The 17,975-nt window shown below is 63.5% G+C and carries 19 protein-coding genes and 1 pseudogene; 17 read left to right on the top strand and 3 right to left on the bottom strand.

Annotation, left to right across the window (positions count from 1 at the left end; translation table 11 throughout):
• Nucleotides 1–48 precede the first annotated feature (48 nt).
• Nucleotides 49–1,512: a protein adenylyltransferase SelO gene (gene selO, locus KVQ74_RS15550; protein ID WP_217832010.1), complete on the top strand. Its 1,464-nt coding sequence runs from the start codon at nt 49–51 to the stop codon at nt 1,510–1,512.
• A 6-nt stretch (nt 1,513–1,518) separates the two neighbouring features.
• Here selO and KVQ74_RS15545 read toward each other — a convergent pair whose 3' ends face one another.
• Together KVQ74_RS15545 and KVQ74_RS15540 are read right to left on the bottom strand one after the other, a co-directional pair.
• Entirely contained in the window at nt 1,519–1,920 is a 402-nt protein-coding gene (locus KVQ74_RS15545; protein WP_217832009.1) for a helix-turn-helix domain-containing protein, read from the bottom strand.
• Nucleotides 1,917–2,212: pseudogene (locus KVQ74_RS15540) on the bottom strand (type II toxin-antitoxin system HigB family toxin). Before KVQ74_RS15540 ends, KVQ74_RS15545 begins: the two are co-directional and overlap by 4 nt.
• Nucleotides 2,213–2,407: 195 nt before the next feature.
• On the opposite strand from KVQ74_RS15540, the gene trxC reads away from it, so the two are divergent.
• Nucleotides 2,408–2,842 (top strand): thioredoxin TrxC, encoded by a 435-nt coding sequence (trxC, locus tag KVQ74_RS15535; RefSeq protein ID WP_217832008.1) that lies wholly within the window; start codon nt 2,408–2,410, stop codon nt 2,840–2,842.
• A 54-nt stretch (nt 2,843–2,896) separates the two neighbouring features.
• Here trxC and KVQ74_RS15530 read toward each other — a convergent pair whose 3' ends face one another.
• On the bottom strand, nt 2,897–3,667 hold the full coding sequence (locus KVQ74_RS15530) for a ParA family protein (protein ID WP_217832006.1): 771 nt from the start codon (nt 3,665–3,667) through the stop codon (nt 2,897–2,899).
• Nucleotides 3,668–4,021: 354 nt separating this feature from the next.
• On the opposite strand from KVQ74_RS15530, the gene KVQ74_RS15525 reads away from it, so the two are divergent.
• From KVQ74_RS15525 to KVQ74_RS15455, 15 genes are read left to right on the top strand one after another with little or no spacing between them, the layout of a single operon-like run.
• The gene (locus tag KVQ74_RS15525) at nt 4,022–4,747 is read left to right on the top strand and encodes a beta-ketoacyl synthase chain length factor (RefSeq protein WP_217832046.1); all 726 of its coding nucleotides are present in this window, start codon (nt 4,022–4,024) and stop codon (nt 4,745–4,747) included.
• The gene (locus KVQ74_RS15520) at nt 4,723–5,535 is read left to right on the top strand and encodes a lysophospholipid acyltransferase family protein (RefSeq protein WP_217832005.1); all 813 of its coding nucleotides are present in this window, start codon (nt 4,723–4,725) and stop codon (nt 5,533–5,535) included. The genes KVQ74_RS15525 and KVQ74_RS15520 overlap by 25 nt, the downstream gene beginning before the upstream one ends.
• A complete protein-coding gene (locus KVQ74_RS15515) occupies nt 5,513–5,788 on the top strand; it encodes a phosphopantetheine-binding protein (protein WP_217832004.1) in 276 nt (91 codons plus the stop codon). The genes KVQ74_RS15520 and KVQ74_RS15515 overlap by 23 nt, the downstream gene beginning before the upstream one ends.
• A gap of 9 nt (nt 5,789–5,797) precedes the next feature.
• On the top strand, nt 5,798–6,052 hold the full coding sequence (locus tag KVQ74_RS15510; protein WP_007947135.1) for an acyl carrier protein: 255 nt from the start codon (nt 5,798–5,800) through the stop codon (nt 6,050–6,052).
• Nucleotides 6,049–6,594 (top strand): COG4648 family protein, encoded by a 546-nt coding sequence (locus tag KVQ74_RS15505; protein WP_217832003.1) that lies wholly within the window; start codon nt 6,049–6,051, stop codon nt 6,592–6,594. Before KVQ74_RS15510 ends, KVQ74_RS15505 begins: the two co-directional genes overlap by 4 nt.
• Nucleotides 6,591–8,270, top strand: a complete 1,680-nt coding sequence (locus KVQ74_RS15500; protein ID WP_217832002.1) for an acyl-CoA synthetase family protein — start codon at nt 6,591–6,593, stop codon at nt 8,268–8,270. Before KVQ74_RS15505 ends, KVQ74_RS15500 begins: the two co-directional genes overlap by 4 nt.
• Nucleotides 8,263–8,997 (top strand): glycosyltransferase family 2 protein, encoded by a 735-nt coding sequence (locus KVQ74_RS15495; protein ID WP_217832000.1) that lies wholly within the window; start codon nt 8,263–8,265, stop codon nt 8,995–8,997. Before KVQ74_RS15500 ends, KVQ74_RS15495 begins: the two co-directional genes overlap by 8 nt.
• Complete coding sequence (locus tag KVQ74_RS15490; protein WP_217831998.1) at nt 8,994–9,941, top strand: LpxL/LpxP family acyltransferase; 948 nt, start codon at nt 8,994–8,996, stop codon at nt 9,939–9,941. The genes KVQ74_RS15495 and KVQ74_RS15490 overlap by 4 nt, the downstream gene beginning before the upstream one ends.
• Nucleotides 9,922–11,466, top strand: a complete 1,545-nt coding sequence (locus KVQ74_RS15485) for an HAL/PAL/TAL family ammonia-lyase (RefSeq protein WP_217831996.1) — start codon at nt 9,922–9,924, stop codon at nt 11,464–11,466. Before KVQ74_RS15490 ends, KVQ74_RS15485 begins: the two co-directional genes overlap by 20 nt.
• Nucleotides 11,459–11,884 carry an acyl-CoA thioesterase gene (locus KVQ74_RS15480; protein WP_217831994.1) on the top strand — a complete coding sequence of 142 codons (426 nt, stop codon included), beginning with the start codon at nt 11,459–11,461 and terminating at the stop codon, nt 11,882–11,884. Before KVQ74_RS15485 ends, KVQ74_RS15480 begins: the two co-directional genes overlap by 8 nt.
• Nucleotides 11,881–12,483, top strand: coding sequence for an outer membrane lipoprotein carrier protein LolA (locus KVQ74_RS15475; RefSeq protein WP_217831992.1), 603 nt, complete (start codon nt 11,881–11,883; stop codon nt 12,481–12,483). Before KVQ74_RS15480 ends, KVQ74_RS15475 begins: the two co-directional genes overlap by 4 nt.
• On the top strand, nt 12,467–14,806 hold the full coding sequence (locus KVQ74_RS15470; RefSeq protein ID WP_217831991.1) for an MMPL family transporter: 2,340 nt from the start codon (nt 12,467–12,469) through the stop codon (nt 14,804–14,806). Before KVQ74_RS15475 ends, KVQ74_RS15470 begins: the two co-directional genes overlap by 17 nt.
• Complete coding sequence (locus KVQ74_RS15465; RefSeq protein ID WP_217831990.1) at nt 14,803–15,966, top strand: cation:proton antiporter; 1,164 nt, start codon at nt 14,803–14,805, stop codon at nt 15,964–15,966. Before KVQ74_RS15470 ends, KVQ74_RS15465 begins: the two co-directional genes overlap by 4 nt.
• Entirely contained in the window at nt 15,953–17,200 is a 1,248-nt protein-coding gene (locus KVQ74_RS15460; RefSeq protein WP_217831988.1) for an NAD(P)/FAD-dependent oxidoreductase, read from the top strand. Before KVQ74_RS15465 ends, KVQ74_RS15460 begins: the two co-directional genes overlap by 14 nt.
• Entirely contained in the window at nt 17,197–17,922 is a 726-nt protein-coding gene (locus KVQ74_RS15455) for a class I SAM-dependent methyltransferase (RefSeq protein WP_217831986.1), read from the top strand. The genes KVQ74_RS15460 and KVQ74_RS15455 overlap by 4 nt, the downstream gene beginning before the upstream one ends.
• Nucleotides 17,923–17,975 lie beyond the last annotated feature (53 nt).

The raw sequence follows: 17,975 nt of genomic DNA, 5'->3' as shown, positions 1-17,975 counted from the left end.
CCGGCCTGTACCCAGCAGAATGTTCGGACATTCTGCTGGAGCCGGCCCTTGAAAGCCCTCGACGAACTGACCTTCGACAACCGCTTCGCCCGCCTGGGCGATGCGTTCTCGGCCCATGTGCTGCCCGAACCGATCGACAACCCGCGACTGGTGGTTGCCAGTCCCGCGGCCATGGCGCTGCTGGATCTCGACCCGGCGGTGGCCGACACTCAGGAATTCGCCGAGCTGTTCAGCGGCCACAAGCTCTGGGCCGATGCCGAGCCTCGGGCGATGGTCTATTCCGGGCATCAGTTCGGCGGCTACACCCCGCAACTCGGTGATGGCCGTGGCCTGCTGCTCGGCGAGGTGTACAACAACGCCGGCGAACATTGGGACCTGCACCTCAAGGGCGCCGGGCAGACGCCGTTCTCGCGCATGGGCGACGGTCGCGCAGTGTTGCGCTCGTCGATCCGCGAATTCCTCGCGTCCGAAGCGCTGCATGCGCTGAACATCCCGACGTCGCGCGCCGCTTGTGTCATTGGCTCCGACACCCCGGTATGGCGCGAGAAGCAGGAACGCGCGGCGATGGTCCTGCGTCTGGCGCCGAGCCATATCCGTTTCGGCCACTTCGAATATTTCTATTACACCAAGCGTCCCGAACAGCAGAAGTTGCTCGGCGAACATGTGTTGGCGCTGCACTTCCCCGAGTGTCTGGAGCAGCCGGAACCGTATCTGGCGATGTTCCGCGAAATCGTCGAGCGCAACGCCGAACTGATCGCCAAATGGCAGGCCTATGGTTTCTGCCACGGCGTGATGAACACCGACAACATGTCGATCCTCGGCATCACCTTCGACTTCGGCCCGTTCGCCTTCCTCGACGACTTCGACGCGAGCTTCATCTGCAACCACTCCGACGACCAGGGCCGCTACTCGTTCAGCAATCAGGTGCCCGTCGGCCAATGGAACCTCAGCGCCCTGGCCCAGGCCCTGACACCGTTCATCAGCGTCGAGGCCCTGCGCGAAACCCTGGGCCTGTACCTGCCGCTGTTCCAGGCTCACTACCTCGACCTGATGCGCCGCCGCTTCGGCTTCACCAGCGCCGAGGACGACGATCAGCAACTGCTGGAGCAATTGCTGCAACTGATGCAGAACAGCGGCGTCGACTACACCCTGTTCTTCCGCCACCTGGGCGAGCAATCACCGCAACAGGCGATCGCCCGCCTGCGTGACGACTTCGTCGACATCAAAGGCTTCGATGCCTGGGGCGAACGCTACATCGCCCGAGCCGCTCGTGACGGCGATGCCGATCAAGCGCAACGTCGTGCGCGTATGCATGCGGTCAATCCGCTGTACATCCTGCGCAATTACCTGGCGCAGAGGGCGATCGAAGCGGCGCAAGGCGGGGATTACTCCGAGGTTCGCCGGCTGCATGCGGTGCTGAGCAAACCGTTCGAGGAACAGCCGGGGATGGAGAGTTATGCCGAGCGACCGCCCGAGTGGGGGAAACATCTGGAGATCAGTTGTTCGTCGTGAGCAAGATCAGATAAACACATCGATCGGAACATTGAAGCGTTCTGCCAACCAGCGAACCTGGCGCAAGTTGAGCTTGCGCTTGCCATTCAGAATTTCCGAAACGACCGATTGAGTACCGACACCCGGAAGGTCGCTCTGAGTCAGGCCGTGTTCGCGCATCATGTAACCGAGAACCTCTTCGCCACTCGCTTGAGCCATAGGGTGATGGGTACGATCCCACTCTGCGATCCAGTCACCGATGATGTCGACCAGACTCATCAGCGGATGTGACTCATCATCGCCAGTGATTTCCAATAACTCGTCGACTGCCCGTACCAAGTCGTCGTAATCCTCTTCGCTCTTCGGTTTGCGAAGCAATGGAGAGACAAACTGCCAGTGCTCGGCAACCGTTTTGATCAAAGCACTCATACCTTTCCCTCCTTCCACTTTCCGCGATCATATTCGCGGTGATCCATTACGTGCTTTATGTAGAGCCGTTGAGATCGGTAGCTGACAAAAGCAATCAACCTCAGTTTGTTGCCACCAATATCGAAAACATGAAGCTCGCCAACCTTGTCGGTCGCGGGAAATATCGACTTCATCGCAGAGAAATCCTTTGGATAACTCCTGCTGCCAGACGAAACCACTGCGCCAACGCACTGGCTGCTTGTGGCCATTGTTCCTTGGCCTCTCGAATGGGTTTTTCACTGAACACATGCATGCAATATCCTTATCGCATTCTGCTATGGGGAGTTAATCACAGATCAAAATTATCGCAAGTTGCGATACAGCCAGACAGACCAACGGCCTCGACCGGTACAACTCAGCCTAGGCAAGACCTCAAAGGCTGCGCGATTGAAAATATGAGCAAACGTCTCCACTTAGCTTTTTATCAGCTCTCCATTGGATCTCGCTCATGACCACCCCACTCCTCATCCCCTGCCCCGCCTGCAACGGCCTCAACCGCATCCCCGCCGAACGCCTCGGTGATCAGCCCAAGTGCGGACGGTGCAAATCCGGGGTGTTGTTGAGCAAACCGTTCGAACTCAAGCAAGGCGACTACGCCAGCCAGATCAAGGGCGACCTGCCGTTGCTGGTGGATGTGTGGGCGGACTGGTGCGGGCCGTGCAAGTCATTCGCGCCGGTGTTCGAACAGGCGGCTGCGCAACTGGCGGGCAAGTGCCGGCTGGCCAAGCTCGACAGCGACGCCAATCAGCAGTTGTCGGCGCAGTTGGGGATTCGCTCGATTCCCAGTCTGATTCTGTTCAGGAACGGCCAGGAAGTGGCGCGGCAGAGCGGGGCGTTTCCGCTGCAGCAATTGATGGCGTGGCTGCGTAGCCAGGGCATCTGATCCCACTGTGGGAGCAGGCTCGCTCCCACAGGAAAAACCGTGTGCCCTGAAGACTCAGGCGTCTTCGAGCAGGTTGTGCAGCTCGACAAACTGCTGGGTCAGTTTGTGCCGGGGATCAAAGTGAATCAGCGGCGTGCTGGCCTGGTGGGATTCGCGCATCTTCACCGAGCTGGTGAGGTACACCGGCAGCACCGGCAATCCTTCGGCGATCAACTCGTCGAGCATCTGCTGCGGCAGGCTGGCTCGTGCCTGGAACTGGTTGACCACGATGCCTTCGACTTCCAGGCCTTCGTTGTGGTCGTCCTTCAGTTCTTCGATTTCCGCCATCAGCCCATACAGCGCCTGACGCGAGAAGCTGTCGCAATCGAAGGGAATCAGCACCCGATCGGCGGCAATCAGCGCCGATACCGCATAGAAGTTCAACGCTGGCGGCGTATCGAGGTAGATGCGGTCGTACTCTTCGCTCAACTCATCGAGCAACTTACGCAGCTTGTTGATCTTGTGCTTGGCCTCGAGCTTGGGCTGCAAGTCGGCCAACTCCGCCGTGGCGGTGATGATGTGCAGGTTGTCGAACGGGGTTTCGTAGATATCCGCCTGGTTTTTCTTGGCAAACGGCCCCGAGGACAGGGTCTGTTTGAAGAAATCGGCAATGCCCATCGGAATGTCGTCACCGGTGAGCCCCGTCAGATACTGAGTGGAGTTGGCCTGGGCATCGAGATCCACTAGCAGCGTGCGATAACCCTCGCTCGCGCTGACGGCCGCCAGATTGCAGGCAATACTGGATTTGCCCACGCCACCTTTCTGATTGAACACCACGCGCCGCATGACAAAACCTCCGTGTATCAAAGAATGACCGAGTGTAGTGGTGCGCAGCCCCGCTTCGCTACCTTCACGGACACGGACTACAAGGTCTGACGCAAATATCTGCATGCAATCAGGGCAAAGGCTGCCATTGATCGCCGATCAGCCCGACAGACAGCCCAGCGCCGATCTGCATAATGGCCAAGTGACATTTTTATCACGGTCCAACCGGTACATTTCGTTGCGCAAAATGTAACCAACATTTGCTACACACCCGTAGCACCGGGATAATGCGCGCCACTCAATGCCAAGCGCCACACCAGGCCTGCCACAGGCTGGTGAACCAGAGCAGCAATGAAGCCCGCAGGGGCGGGATGAATCTTCGTGATCAACTTCAACATCGCCCAATGGCGCGCGTGGGCTCCCGGGCTCGACAGCGTGGAGGCCTGGCAGGCCTGGAGCCGACAACCGGTCGTGCCCGCCAGCAGCGATGCCGCGCCCGATGTGTCGTTCCTGCCGGCCATGCAGCGCCGACGCCTGAGCCGGCTGGCCCGCATGGCGTTCAGTGTCGGCTGGCCGCTGGCCGAAGGCCGGGAAAACCTGCCACTGGTGTTCGTCTCCCGGCACGGCGAGACCCCGCGCACCTTCGACATCCTCAGTGATCTGGCCGACGAGCAGCCGCTGTCGCCGACCCAGTTCAGCCTGTCGGTACACAACGCGATCATCGGTCTGTGGTCGATCATGCGCGGCGAAACCAGCGAAATGACCGCCCTTGCCGCCGCAGGCGATGGCCTGGAACACGGCATGCTCGAAGCCGCTGCCCTGCTCGACGAAGGTGCGCCGGCGGTGCTGCTGGTGATCACCGAAGAACAGCCGCCCGCCGCCTATTCGACGTGGATCGATGACGTGCCGTTTCCTTACGCGGTGGGCCTGTTGCTGACGCCCGGTACCGACTGGCGGCTGACCCTGAACAGCACCACCGAATCACTGTCCAAAGCGCACTGGCCCCATGCGCTGAATCTGTTGCAAACCCTGTTCGGCCAGCAACCCCATTGCCAACATGCCTGGAAAAATCGTGTATGGACCTGGCAACGCAACCTGTGACCGAGAAAAACCGCGACGCCTACTACTGGCGCCTGCTGGCCACCGCCGTGAGCTTCGCCCTGTTCGGGTTGGGCGGGCTGTGCCTGCGCCTGCTGGTGTTTCCGCTGCTTTCATGGCTGCCCGGTGATGCCCTCACGCATCGGCAACGGGCGCGGAAGACCGTCAGTCGGCTGTTCTGGTTTTTCGTCCGGTTCATGGCCCGCACCGGGGTGCTGACCTATGACATCCAGGGCTCCGAGCGCCTCGGCCGGCCGGGGCAGATGATTATCGCCAACCACCCGTCGCTGATCGACGTGGTGTTCCTGATCGGCCTGGTGCCCCACGCCAATTGCGTGGTGAAGAAAAGCCTGTGGGAAAACCCTTTCACCCGTGGTCCGCTGGGCAGCACCGGCTACATCAGCAACGACGGCAGCATGGACATGCTCGATACCGCCGCCGAAGCCTTGCAGGGTGGCCAGACCCTGATCATTTTCCCCGAGGGCACCCGCACCCAGCCCGGCCAGGCGCCGGCCTTTCATCGGGGTGCGGCGGCGATTGCCCTGCGCGGTGCGAAAATTCTTACCCCGGTGATGATCAAGGTCAGCCCGACCACCTTGACCAAGGCCGAACCCTGGTATCGGATCCCGCGTCGCCGCGTGCATTTCAGTTTTCGCGTCGGGGCCGATATAGACCCACAGACTTTCGCCACGCAAGGCCCTGCGCCGCAAGCCTCGCGCAAGCTCAACGACTATTTGCATCAACTCTTTACCAAGGAGCTCGCCGAAGATGAGCGATCTGAACACCCCTAACCTGATGCGTGACATAAAACTGCTGATCATCGACGCCCTCGGCCTCGAAGACATCAGCGTCAACGACATCGGCGACGACCAGACGCTCTTCGGCGAAGGCCTGGGCCTGGACTCCGTCGACGCCCTGGAGCTTGGCCTGGCGATCCAGAAAAAGTACGGCATCAAGATCGACGCCGACGCCAAGGACACCCGCAACCATTTCACCAACGTGGCAAGCCTCGCGGCTTTCGTCACGGCAAAACAGGCAGCTTGAGACCGGACCATGCAAACTCGTGACGACATTTTCAACACCCTGCGCGATGCCCTGGTCGAGCTGTTCGAACTGGATCCGGCCCGCGTGAGCCTGGAATCGAATCTGTATCAGGACCTGGAAATCGACAGCATCGACGCCGTCGACCTGATCGATCACATCAAGCGCCAGACCGGCAAGAAAATCGCCGCCGAGGAATTCAAATCGGTGCGCACCGTCAGCGACGTGGTCGAGGCGGTCTACCGTCTGGTTCAGCCGGCCGCATGAGCCGACTGATCGGCCTCGTCCTGCTGCTGGCCGGCCTGCTGTACCCCTTTGCGGTGTATTTCGGCATGGAGCATTTCGCGCCTTGGCAGTTCGGCCTGCTGCTGGGCAGCCTGTGGCTGGCCCGCGCGCTGACCGGCGAGCGCAAGCCCGGCAGCCTGTGGATGGCCTGTGTCGCCATTGCGTTCTGCCTGCTGCTGGCGGCGTTCGACAGCCCGTTGCTGCTGCGCTGGTATCCGGTGCTGATCAGCGGCTTCATGCTGGTGCTGTTCGGCGTGAGCCTGAAATACGGTCCGCCGATGGTCGAGCGCCTGGCCCGTCTACGCGAGCCGCAGCTGCCGCCCGAGGCGATCCGCTACACCCGTCAGGTCACCGTGGCCTGGAGCGTGTTTTTCTTCTGCAACGGTTTGTGCGCCGCCCTGCTGACCCTGTGGGCGCCGCTGCACTGGTGGATGTTGTACACCGGTCTGATCTCCTACGGATTGATCGGCCTGATGTTTGCCATTGAATGGCTGATACGACAACGGGTAAGAGGACGCCCATGAATTGGATAAAACTTGAGCAATTGTTGCTCAAGGCTCTGCCGGAGCGCGCGGTCACCGACGCGCCGGCACTGGATCATGCACACCTGCGCGAACGCGCCCTGAGCCTGGCCGCCGGCCTGCAAGCCCGAGGCGTGCGGCGTCTGGTCGTGCACCTGGAAGATGCCGCCGAACTGGCGATCGCCCTGCTCGGTGCCTGGCGCGCGGGCGTCAGCGTGCTGCTGCCCGCGGATCTGCAAGCACAGACCCGCCAGCGCTGGGCGGCGGAGGTCGATCTGTGGCTGACCGATCACCCCGACGACACGCATCCAAGCCACTTCCAGCATGCGCCCTTGAGCGGCGCCGAACTGGATCTCGACCAGTGCCGACTGAGCCTGTGTACCTCCGGCTCCAGCGGCGAGCCCAAGCGCATCGACAAGACCCTGCGCCAGCTGGCCAACGAAGTCGAAGCCCTGGAGCAACTGTGGGGCGCGGATCTCGGTACGGCATGCATCATCGGCAGCGTCGCCACCCAGCACATCTACGGCTTGCTGTTCCGGGTGCTGTGGCCGTTGTGCGCCGGGCGTCCGTTCCTGCGCCGGCAACTGGCGTTCCCTGAAGATATGCAACGGGCCAGCCGCGAGCATCCGGCCTTCGCCTGGGTCGCCAGCCCGGCGCTGCTCAAACGCATGGGCGACAACCTCGACTGGCCGGCCCTGAGCGCCGTGCGCCGGGTGTTTTCCTCCGGAGGGGCGCTGCCCCTCGACGCCGCGCAAAGCCTGCAGCAACGCTTGCAGCAATGGCCGACGGAAATCCTCGGCAGCTCGGAAACCGGCGGTATCGCCTGGCGTCAGGGCGAACAACTGTGGCAACCGTTCGCCGCTGTCGAGCTGAGCCAGGACGCCGACGGCGCCCTGCTGATCGCCTCGCCGTATCTGCCTGCCGGGCATGTCGAACACACCGCCGACGCCGCGCGCATCGGCGCCGATGGCCGCTTCGAATTGCTCGGGCGGCTGGACCGGATCGTCAAGCTGGAAGAGAAACGCATCTCCCTGCCGATGCTCGAACAGGCCTTGGTCGCCCACGCCTGGGTCGCCGAAGTACGCCTGGGCGTGGTGCAGGAGAACCGCGCCTCCCTCGGCGCCTTGCTGGTGCTCAGCGAGTCGGGCCTGTATGCCCTGCGCGAACACGGCCGGCGCAGCCTGACCGAAACCCTGCGCCGGCATCTCGGCGAGCATTGCGAAGCCCTGGCCTTGCCCCGGCGCTGGCGCCTGCTGCGACAATTGCCACTGAACACCCAGGGCAAACTGCCTCAGGCCGAAGTCGAAGCGTTGCTGCTGGCACCCCGCCCGAAGGCGCCCGAAGTGCTGGAACAGGTCGAAACCGACGGCGAATGGAGCCTGCAACTGAGCGTACCGCCGGATCTGGCCTACTTCAGCGGCCACTTCCCCAAGGCCCCCGTACTGCCCGGCGTGGTGCAGGTCGAATGGGCGCTGAACCTCGGTCGTCAGTTGCTGAATCTGCGCGGCGCGTTCGCCGGCATGGAAGTGCTGAAATTCCAGCAACTGGTGCGTCCCGGCGATGAAATCCAGTTGCATCTGCGCTTCGACCCCGAGCGCGGCAAGTTGTATTTCGCCTACCGCAACGACACGGCCACCTGCTCCAGCGGGCGGATTCTGCTGGGGGCTGGCGATGCATAATCCCTGCGCGGTCATTCCGGTCTACAACCACGAAAGCGCGATCACCACGGTGATCGATGCGCTGCTCGCCCAGGGCCTGCCGTGCATTCTGGTGGACGATGCCAGCAGCCAATCCTGCGCGCGGGTGCTGGACGGGCTGGCCGAACGCGAGCGGGTGTATCTGGTGCGGCTCACGGTCAATCAGGGCAAGGGCGGCGCGGTGATGACCGGTTTGCGCGAAGCGGCACGGCTGGGGTTCAGCCATGCCTTGCAGGTCGACGCCGACGGCCAGCACGACTTGCAGGACGTCACCCGCTTCATCGAAGCGTCCCGCGCCCATCCGCAAGCGCTGATCTGCGGCTACCCGCTGTACGACGACAGCGTGCCTAAAGGCCGGCTCTATGCCCGCTACCTGACCCACCTAATGGTGTGGATCAACAGCCTGTCGCTGCAGATCCGCGATTCGATGTGCGGTTTTCGCGTGTATCCGCTGCCACCGACGCTGGCGGTCATCGACTCGGCGCGGATCGGCAAGCGCATGGATTTCGACTCGGACATTCTGGTGCGCCTGTCGTGGCGCAACCAGCCAATGCACTGGCTGCAAACCAGCGTGCATTACCCGCTGGACGGGGTTTCGCACTTTCGCCTGTTCCACGACAACGTGCTGATCTCGAGCATGCACACTCGGTTGTTCTTCGGCATGTTGCTGCGCTCGCCGCTGATTCTCTGGCGACGGTGGCGCCCATGAGCGTCGAGTCCGACAACAAGCATTGGGCCGACCGCGAAGAACGCGGCAGTTTCCTGCTGATGAAATTCACCGCGTTCGCCGCCAAGGTCCTCGGCCGACGCCTGCTCAGCCCGCTGCTGTACGGCATCGTCCTGTACTTCTTCCTGTTCGGCCGCACCGCGCGCCGGAGTGCCTGGCAGTACCAGCAGCGCCTGGCGGACTGGAGCGGCCGTGAAGACCTGCGCCCGAGCCATTGGCGGGTGTTCAGCCAGTTCATGGCGTTCGCCGACTCGATGCTCGACAAGCTCGACGTGTGGAACGGTAAGCTGCGCATCGAACAGATCGAAATCATCGACCCGGCGCTGCTGCGCAACCAGTTGCGCGGCAGTCGCGGGCAACTGCTGGTCGGCGCGCACCTGGGCAATCTCGAAGTGTGCCGGGCGCTGGCGGAGATCGGCGAAAAGGTCACGATGAACGTGCTGGTCCACACCAAGCACGCCGAGCAATTCAATCGCCTGCTGGGTGAGGCCGGGGCGACCAATCTGCGGCTGATCCAGGTCAGCGAACTCGACCCGGTGATCATGCTGCAACTGCACGAACGCCTGGAGCGCGGCGAGTGGCTGGCGATTGCCGGCGACCGCGTACCGCTGCATGGCGGGCGCAGCGTCACCGTGGACTTCCTCGGCCATCCCGCACCGTTCCCGCAAGGGCCGTGGCTGCTGGCCGGGCTGCTGAAATGTCCGGTCAATCTGCTGATGTGCCTGAAGAAGCCCGACGGCCATTATCGCCTGACCATCGAGCCGTTCGCCGACGCCGTGGAATGGAAGCGCAGCGAACGCGAACAGGTCATTCATCAGTGGGCGACCCGCTATGCCCTGCGGCTGAGTCACTATTGCCTCGAAGCGCCGCGACAATGGTTCAACTTTTACCCTTTCTGGAAGACCGATGACGACGCCAACCCATGAGCCGGTAACCTTCGGCGAACGCCCTTTGCGCATCGAAGACGTGCTGGCCCTGGCCAACCGTCAGGCGCCCGTGCAGTTGCAGAGCGACGCCGACTACCGCGAACGCATCGCCAAGGGCGCTCGGTTCCTCGATTCGCTGCTGGACAAGGAAGGCGTGATCTACGGGGTGACCACCGGTTACGGCGATTCCTGCGTGGTCGCGGTGCCGCTGCATCACGTCGAGGCGCTGCCCCAGCACCTGTTCACCTTCCACGGTTGCGGCCTGGGCAAACTGCTCGACGCCCAAGCCACCCGCGCGGTACTGGCGGCACGCTTGCAGTCGCTGTGCCACGGCGTCTCCGGGGTACGGGTGGAACTGCTGGAGCGTCTGCAGGCGTTTCTCGAACACGACATCCTGCCGCTGATTCCCGAGGAAGGCTCGGTGGGCGCCAGCGGCGATCTGACACCGCTGTCCTACGTGGCCGCGACCCTTTCCGGCGAGCGCGAGGTGATGTTCCGTGGCGAGCGCCGTGCATCCGCCGACGTGCATCGTGAACTCGGCTGGACGCCACTGGTGCTGCGCCCGAAAGAAGCGCTGGCGTTGATGAACGGCACCGCCGTGATGACCGGCCTCGCCTGCCTGACCTATGCCCGCGCCGATTACCTGCTGCAACTGGCGACCCGCATCACCGCGTTGAACGTGGTGGCGTTGCAGGGCAATCCGGAGCATTTCGACGAGCGTCTGTTCGCCGCCAAACCTCATCCGGGGCAGATGCAGGTGGCGGCGTGGCTGCGCAAGGATCTGGCGATCGACGCACCGACCGCGCCGCTGCATCGCTTGCAGGATCGCTACTCGCTGCGTTGCGCCCCGCACGTACTTGGCGTGTTGGCCGACAGCCTGAACTGGCTGCGCTCGTTCATCGAGACCGAACTCAACAGCGCCAACGACAACCCGATCATCGACGCCGAAGCCGAGCGCGTACTCCACGGCGGGCATTTCTACGGCGGGCACATCGCGTTCGCCATGGACAGCCTGAAAAACCTCGTGGCCAACGTCGCCGACCTGCTCGACAGGCAACTCGCGCTGCTGGTGGACGAGCGTTACAACCACGGTCTGCCGAGCAACCTGTCCGGCGCCAGCGCCGAGCGGGCAATGCTCAACCACGGTTTCAAGGCCGTGCAGATCGGCGCCAGCGCCTGGACCGCCGAAGCCCTGAAAAACACGATGCCGGCCAGTGTGTTCTCGCGCTCGACCGAGTGCCACAACCAGGACAAGGTGAGCATGGGCACCATCGCCGCTCGCGACGCGATCCGCGTGCTGGAACTGACCGAACAGGTCGCCGCCGCCACGCTGCTCGCCGCCAATCAGGGCGTGTGGCTGCGCAGCCAGGCCGAGGATGCCCGGCCACTGCCGCCGTCGCTGGCAGCCATGCACGCAGCCCTCGCCAAGGACTTCCCGCCGGTGATCGAAGACCGCGCCCTGGAAAGCGAACTGCGCCTGTGCCTGCAGCGCATCGCCGACCAGCACTGGAGGCTGCATGCGTAGCGCCGGAGTGCTTCACGCCGATACGGAAGTCCTCGTGCCGTTCTTCGACGTCGACACCATGCACGTCGTCTGGCACGGCCATTACGTCAAATACCTGGAAGTGGCGCGCTGTGCGTTGCTCGACAAGATCGGCCACAACTACAACCAGATGGTCGATTCGGGCTACGCCTGGCCGGTGATCGACCTGCAACTGCGCTACGTGCGCGGCGCGGTGTTCGGCCAGCGGCTGAACGTGCGCGCGAGTCTGGTGGAATGGGAAAACCGCCTGAAGATTCACTACCTGATCACCGACGCCGGGACCGGCGAACGCCTGACCCGCGCCAGCTCCGTGCAGGTGGCGGTCGAAGTCAGCAGTCGCGAGATGCAACTGGCGTCACCGAAAGTCTTCACCGACGCTGTGGAAAGGATGCTGCGATGAACCTGTTTACGAAATCCCTGAGTGTCTTGGCGCTGTTGCTGGTGTCGTCGCTGGCCAGCGCCTTCGACTTGCAACAGTTGAGCGAACAACTGGCGAAACCGGACGTGATCCACGGCCAGTTCATCCAGGAAAAACACCTGCGCGCCCTGCCCCAGCCGCTGCTCAGCAAGGGCAGTTTCGTCCTGGCGAAAAACCACGGCCTGCTCTGGCTGCTGAAAACCCCGCTGCAGCAGGACTACCGCATCACCGCCAAGGGCATCGCCCGGCGTGACGCCAACGGCTGGCAATGGCTGCCGAACAAGAGCGCCGGTGCCGAGCAGAACCGTTTGTTCCTCGCCGTGCTGCAAGGCGACAGCAGCGGCCTGCAACGGGATTTCGAGCTGGCCCTGAGCGGCGACGCGCAGCAGTGGAAACTGACCCTGACGCCACGCTCGGTGCTGCTCAAACAAGTGTTCAACCGAATCAACATCGACGGCGGCGCGCTGGTAAAAACCATCGAGCTGCAGGAAACCCAGGGCGACAGCACCGTTCTGCGCATGCTGGACAGCATCGCCAGTCAACCCTTGAGCGACGCGGAGCAACATGACTTTGCCGAGTGAACGCAGGCTGCCGTGGCTGTTCCTGATCCTGCTGCTGGCAGTCGTCGCACTGGGCGCCTGGCAGTGGCGCAACGGCGCGCCGCTGTCGGCCAACCTGATGGAACTGGTGCCCGGCACCCACCCGGACGCGCTCGAACTGCGTGCCGAACAGCGCATGCAGGAGCCGTTGAACCGGGAAATGCTGGTGCTGGTCGGCCACACCGACCGCCAGCAAGCCGTCGCCATGGCCCAGACCCTCGGCGAGCAATGGCAGGCCAGCGGGCTGTTTGAGAAAGTGCAATGGAACCTGCAGGCGGACCTGCCGGCGCTGCGCACGCAACTGCTGCACGGACGGCTGGCGATGCTCTCGGCCGATGACCGGCAACTGCTGATCGAACACCCCGACACGTTCATCCAGCAACGGGTGCAGGCGCTGTTCGATCCGTTCGCCGGCTTCACGCTGGTGCCGAGCCAGGACGACTGGCTGGGCCTGACCGGACGCATCCAGAACAACCAGCCGCAGCACGGCTCGGTGCAACTGGACATCGGCAGCGGCGCATTGATCGCCGACGCCGACGGCAAGAGCTGGGTACTGCTGCGCGCGCGTACCACCGGCAACGCCTTCGACATGAACCTGCCGCTGCAAGTCGCGACGCTGTTGCAACACAGCCGCGAGCAGGCCGCGCAATCCGGCGTACAACTGCTGGCCGCCAGTGGCCTGTTGTACGCCGCCAATGGTCAGCAGCAAGCCACCCGCGAGATGACCTGGGTCGGCGGCGGCGCCACCCTCGGCATCCTGCTGCTGTTGTTGCTCGCCTTTCGTCGCTGGCGGGTGTTGCTGGCGTTCGTGCCGGTGCTGGTGGGCATGCTGTTCGGCATGGTCGCCTGCGTGGCGCTGTTCGGCCACCTGCATGTGATGACCCTGGTGCTGGGTTCGAGCCTGATCGGCGTGGCGGTGGATTACCCGCTGCACTATCTGTCCAAGAGCTGGAGCCTCAAGCCGTGGCACAGTTGGCCAGCCCTGCGTGTGACCCTCGCGGGCCTGACCCTGAGTCTGATCACCAGCGCCATCGGCTACCTCGCGCTGGCCTGGACGCCGTTCCCGGCCCTGACCCAGATCGCCGTGTTCTCTGCCGCCGGCCTGCTCGGCGCCTACCTGTCGGCGGTGTGCCTGTTGCCGGCGCTGTTGAACAACCTCCAATTGACCCCGGCGCAATGGCCGCTGCGTCTGGCCGAACGACTGGTCAACCTGCGGGAAAAACTGCTGGAGCATGCGCAAACCCCAACGTTGCTGGCCCTGCTGATCGCCTTCTGCGTCGGAGGACTGCTGCAACTGGAAACCAGAAACGACATCCGCCAGTGGATCGGTGCGCCGCAGCATCTGACCGATGAAGCGCAAACCATCGCCCGCATCACCGGCTATCAGCCGACCAGCCAGTTTTTCCTGGTGCGCGCCGCCGACCAGCAGCAGTTGCTCGAACGCCAGGCCGCGCTGAGCGAACGTCTGGACCAACTGGTCAACCTCGACAAACTGCAAGGCTATCTGGCCCTCGATCTGTTGCTCAGCCCGGCCAACCAGCAACAGCAGGTGCGCGACGCACTGAACAGGTTGCCGCAGTTCTGGCAGCCGTTGCTCGACCTCGGCGTCCCCGAGGCGGCCCTGCAAGCGGAACTCAAGCAGTTGCAGGCGCTGCCGGTCGAGGACATCGACGCCGCGCTGGCCGGCCCGCTGGGTGAGCCGTACCGCACCCTGTGGCTCGGCCCGACCGACGACGGCGTGGCGGCGATGGTCAGCCTGCAAGGCCTGAACAACCCGGCGCTGTTGCGGGTGCAGGCGCTGGATTTGCCAGGGGTGACGCTGGTCGATCGCCTCGGCGACCTGAACAAGGTTTTCGCCCAGACGCAGGTCAGCGCCGCCGAACTGAAACTCGCTTCCTGCGCGCTGATTGTGTTGGTGCTGATGCTGCCGTTCGGCCTCGGTGGCGCGCTGCGCATCGTCGCCCTGCCGCTGCTCGCCGCGCTGTGCAGCCTCGCCAGTCTCGGCTGGCTGGGGCAGCCGCTGACGCTGTTCAGCCTGTTCGGCCTGTTGCTGGTGACGGCGATCAGCGTCGATTACGCGATCCTCATGCGCGAGCAGGTCGGCGGCGCGGCCGTCAGCCTGCTTGGCACCCTGCTGGCGGCGCTGACGACCTGGCTGTCGTTCGGTCTGCTGGCGGTGTCGAGCACCCCGGCGGTGAGCAACTTCGGTCTGTCGGTCAGTCTCGGGCTGGCGTTCAGTTTCATGCTCGCGCCGTGGGCCGGGCGCCACGCCCATGCCGTCGCGGTCACGGAGCCGGCAGCATGATGGTCATCGGGTTCTGGCTGATGGCGCTGGCATTGTTCGCCGTGGCGACCCGCGTCGGTCGGCATGTCGGCCTGATCCCGATTGTCAGCCAGTTGCTGCTCGCCAGCTTCGGCCTGCCGCTGTTGATGTACTTCTGGATCGAGCCGGGCTGGCACCTCAGCGGCGCCGAACTGATCGCCCCGGCGTGGCTGAAAAACCTCTACAGCCTGGCCTTCGCGCTGTTGCTCGGGCACATCCTCAGTGATGTGATCGACCTGCGCCTGGATCGCCAGAGCGTGAAAATCGCCGTGCCGAGTTTCGCCGTACCGTTCGCCTGTGGCCTTGCGGTGGCTTATTGGTTTTTACCGGCACAGCCGTGGATCCATTCGCTGGCCATCGGTCTGGTGTTTGCGATCACGGCGATCCCGGTGCTCTATCTGTATCTGCGCCACATCGACTACCCGCCCGCCGCCACCCGGCGTCTGGTGCAGACCGCGATCCTGATCGACCTGACCTGCTGGACCCTGTTCGGCCTCGCCCAGGGCAGCCTGCATCTGAGCAGCCTGCTGCTGCCGCTGGGGCTGGCCTGTACGCCGTTGCTGCTGCGCGTATTGGGGCTGCGCAAGCCACTGACCTTCAGCATCGGTTTCTTCGCGTTGCTGGTGGTCGCCGAGCATTTCAAACTCAACGCACTGATCTTCGGCATCGGCTACCTGTTGTGCATGGCGCTGCTCAAAGTGCCGCTGGTATTGCCGCTGCCGACACGCTGGATGAGCCGCTTGCAGACGTGGATCGCGATTCCGCTGATCCTCACCTTCGGCATCGTCCAGATCGACGTCCACAGTGCGCTGTCCAGCCTGAGCCTCGGTCAATGGGCGGCACTGCTGCTGTTGCCGATCATCAGCAAACTGCTGGGCAACTGGCTCGGCCTCGGCTGGGCCGGCGCGTCGTTCGAAGGCGCCAGCCGCTGGCGTGAAAGCGTGCTGCTGAACATTCGCGGCTTGAGCGAAATCGTCTTTCTGAATCTCTTGCTGCACCAGCAGCTCATCAGCCCGGCGCTGTATTTCGCGCTGATGCTGATGGGTTTGATCGCGACGCTGCTGCCGGCCCTGATCGGTCTGCACCGTGCATCGCTGCATCACGTCGCCGTCCCGGCAAGGAGTTCGCGTGCCAATCGCTGAAATGGAATCCCGTCAGGTGGTCATCATCGGCGCCGGCCCGTCCGGCGCCATCGCCGCCGCCCTGCTCAAGCGCAAGGGCCATGATGTGCTGGTGCTCGAGCGCGAGCATTTCCCAAGGTTTTCCATCGGCGAAAGCCTGCTCTGCCATTGCCTGGATTTCGTTGAAGAAGCCGGCATGCTCGACGCGGTATATGCCGCCGGATTCCAGCGCAAGACCGGTGCGGCCTTCGCCTGGGGCGAGCGCTACAGCGCGTTCGATTTCAGTGACACCTTCACCGCCGGCAAACCGACGACCTTCCAGGTGCAACGCGCCGACTTCGACCAGTTGCTGGCCGATCAGGCGGCGTTGCAAGGCGCGCAAATCCGCTATGGCGAGGCCATTGTCCGCGTCGATTTCGCCCAGACGCGACCGCAACTCGATGTACGCCGCGAGGACGGCAGCGAATACCGCGTCGAAGCGCAATTCGTGCTCGATGCCAGCGGCTACGGGCGGGTGTTGTCACGTCTGCTCGACCTCGAAGCACCATCGAATTTCCCGCTGCGCCAGGCGGTGTTCACCCACGTCGAAGATCACATCGACAACCCGTCGTTCGACCGCGAGAAAATTCTCGTCAGCATCCATCCGCAGCATCGCGACATCTGGTTCTGGACGATCCCGTTCAGCAACGGCCGTTGCTCGGTGGGCGTGGTCGCCGCAGCCGAACACTTCAACGGCCGCGACGCCGATCTGGATGCCTGCCTGCGCGGTTTCGTCGAGCAAACCCCAAGCCTCGCCGGGGTACTGCGCAACGCCGTGTGGGACACCCCGGCGCGCGCCCTCGGTGGCTACGCGGCCAACGTCAAGACTCTGCACGGTCCGGGTTTCGCGCTGCTGGGCAACGCGGCGGAGTTTCTCGATCCGGTGTTCTCTTCCGGCGTCACCATCGCCATGCGCTCGGCCAGCATGGCCGCCGCTGTGCTGCATCGGCAGTTGCAAGGCGAGGCCGTCGACTGGCAGAGCGAATTTGCCGAGCCGCTGAAACGCGGCGTCGACACCTTCCGCAGCTACGTCGAAGGCTGGTACGCCGGGACCTTCCAGGACGTGATTTTCCACGAGCAAGGCTCGGCGGACATCCGTCGCATGATCTGCTCGATCCTCGCCGGTTACGCCTGGGACGAACACAACCCGTTCGTCAGCGAAGCGCGCCGCCGGCTGAAGATGATTTCCGAACTCTGTGCAAAGGACGCCCCATGAATTACTTGAGCGACAGCTACGTCGAGGAAACCCGTTTCGGCTTCTGGTTCCTGCGCAGCCACACCTGGCAGCACCACGTGTTGCGCGTCGCGATCAATGATCTGCGCGGGCTGTTCGGCGAGTCGTTGCCCGTCAATCCGGTGCTGCTGGATGCCGGTTGCGGCCAGGGCAAGTCGTTCCGCCATCTGCGTCAGACCTTCGCTCCGCAGCGCCTGATCGGCGTCGACGCCGACCCGCATAGCCTCGAACTGAGCGCCGAAGAAGCCGCGCGCCAGGGCTTTGAAGTGGAGTTGATCGGCAGCGACTGCGCGACCCTCAACGTGCCGGACGCCAGCGTCGATCTGCTGTTCTGTCACCAGACCTTCCATCATCTGGTGGAACAGGAAAAAGCCCTGGCCGAGTTTTACCGGGTGCTGAAACCGGGCGGTTACCTGCTGTTCGCCGAGTCCACCGAGGCCTACATTGATACCTGGGTGATCCGCTGGCTGTTTCGCCACCCGATGCATGTACAGAAGAGTGCGGCGCAGTATCTGCAGATGATTCGCCAGCAGGGTTTCGCGTTCAGCGAGCGCAACGTTTCCTACCCGTATCTGTGGTGGAGCCGTTCGAAGGATTTCGGTTTGCTGGAGCGCCTTGGCTTGCGCCAGCCGAAGCCGTTCGGACAGCGGGAAGAAACGCTGGTCAACGTCGTGGCCCGCAAGCCGCTGGAAGAGGCTTCCTGATGTCGCACACAACCTGTGGGGGCGGGCTTGCTCGCAAAAGCGCTAGATCTATC

The sequence above is a fragment of the Pseudomonas botevensis genome (assembly GCF_019145475.1).
GTDB lineage: Bacteria > Pseudomonadota > Gammaproteobacteria > Pseudomonadales > Pseudomonadaceae > Aquipseudomonas > Aquipseudomonas botevensis.
The sequence above is the reverse complement of the archived record's forward strand: the minus strand, read 5'-3'. Positions and strand labels throughout refer to the sequence as shown.

What these genes read in the sequence shown, in the direction of transcription:
- KVQ74_RS15510 (WP_007947135.1), top strand. Translation starts at nt 5,798, where the DNA reads ATGCAAACTCGTGACGACATTTTCAACACCCTGCGCGATGCCCTGGTC.
- KVQ74_RS15485 (WP_217831996.1), top strand. Translation starts at nt 9,922, where the DNA reads ATGACGACGCCAACCCATGAGCCGGTAACCTTCGGCGAACGCCCTTTG.
- KVQ74_RS15490 (WP_217831998.1), top strand. Translation starts at nt 8,994, where the DNA reads ATGAGCGTCGAGTCCGACAACAAGCATTGGGCCGACCGCGAAGAACGC.
- KVQ74_RS15470 (WP_217831991.1), top strand. Translation starts at nt 12,467, where the DNA reads ATGACTTTGCCGAGTGAACGCAGGCTGCCGTGGCTGTTCCTGATCCTG.
- KVQ74_RS15475 (WP_217831992.1), top strand. Translation starts at nt 11,881, where the DNA reads ATGAACCTGTTTACGAAATCCCTGAGTGTCTTGGCGCTGTTGCTGGTG.
- KVQ74_RS15520 (WP_217832005.1), top strand. Translation starts at nt 4,723, where the DNA reads ATGGACCTGGCAACGCAACCTGTGACCGAGAAAAACCGCGACGCCTAC.
- KVQ74_RS15495 (WP_217832000.1), top strand. Translation starts at nt 8,263, where the DNA reads ATGCATAATCCCTGCGCGGTCATTCCGGTCTACAACCACGAAAGCGCG.
- trxC (WP_217832008.1), top strand. Translation starts at nt 2,408, where the DNA reads ATGACCACCCCACTCCTCATCCCCTGCCCCGCCTGCAACGGCCTCAAC.
- KVQ74_RS15455 (WP_217831986.1), top strand. Translation starts at nt 17,197, where the DNA reads ATGAATTACTTGAGCGACAGCTACGTCGAGGAAACCCGTTTCGGCTTC.
- KVQ74_RS15515 (WP_217832004.1), top strand. Translation starts at nt 5,513, where the DNA reads ATGAGCGATCTGAACACCCCTAACCTGATGCGTGACATAAAACTGCTG.
- KVQ74_RS15545 (WP_217832009.1), bottom strand. Translation starts at nt 1,920, where the DNA reads ATGAGTGCTTTGATCAAAACGGTTGCCGAGCACTGGCAGTTTGTCTCT.
- KVQ74_RS15530 (WP_217832006.1), bottom strand. Translation starts at nt 3,667, where the DNA reads ATGCGGCGCGTGGTGTTCAATCAGAAAGGTGGCGTGGGCAAATCCAGT.
- KVQ74_RS15465 (WP_217831990.1), top strand. Translation starts at nt 14,803, where the DNA reads ATGATGGTCATCGGGTTCTGGCTGATGGCGCTGGCATTGTTCGCCGTG.
- KVQ74_RS15500 (WP_217832002.1), top strand. Translation starts at nt 6,591, where the DNA reads ATGAATTGGATAAAACTTGAGCAATTGTTGCTCAAGGCTCTGCCGGAG.
- KVQ74_RS15505 (WP_217832003.1), top strand. Translation starts at nt 6,049, where the DNA reads ATGAGCCGACTGATCGGCCTCGTCCTGCTGCTGGCCGGCCTGCTGTAC.
- KVQ74_RS15480 (WP_217831994.1), top strand. Translation starts at nt 11,459, where the DNA reads ATGCGTAGCGCCGGAGTGCTTCACGCCGATACGGAAGTCCTCGTGCCG.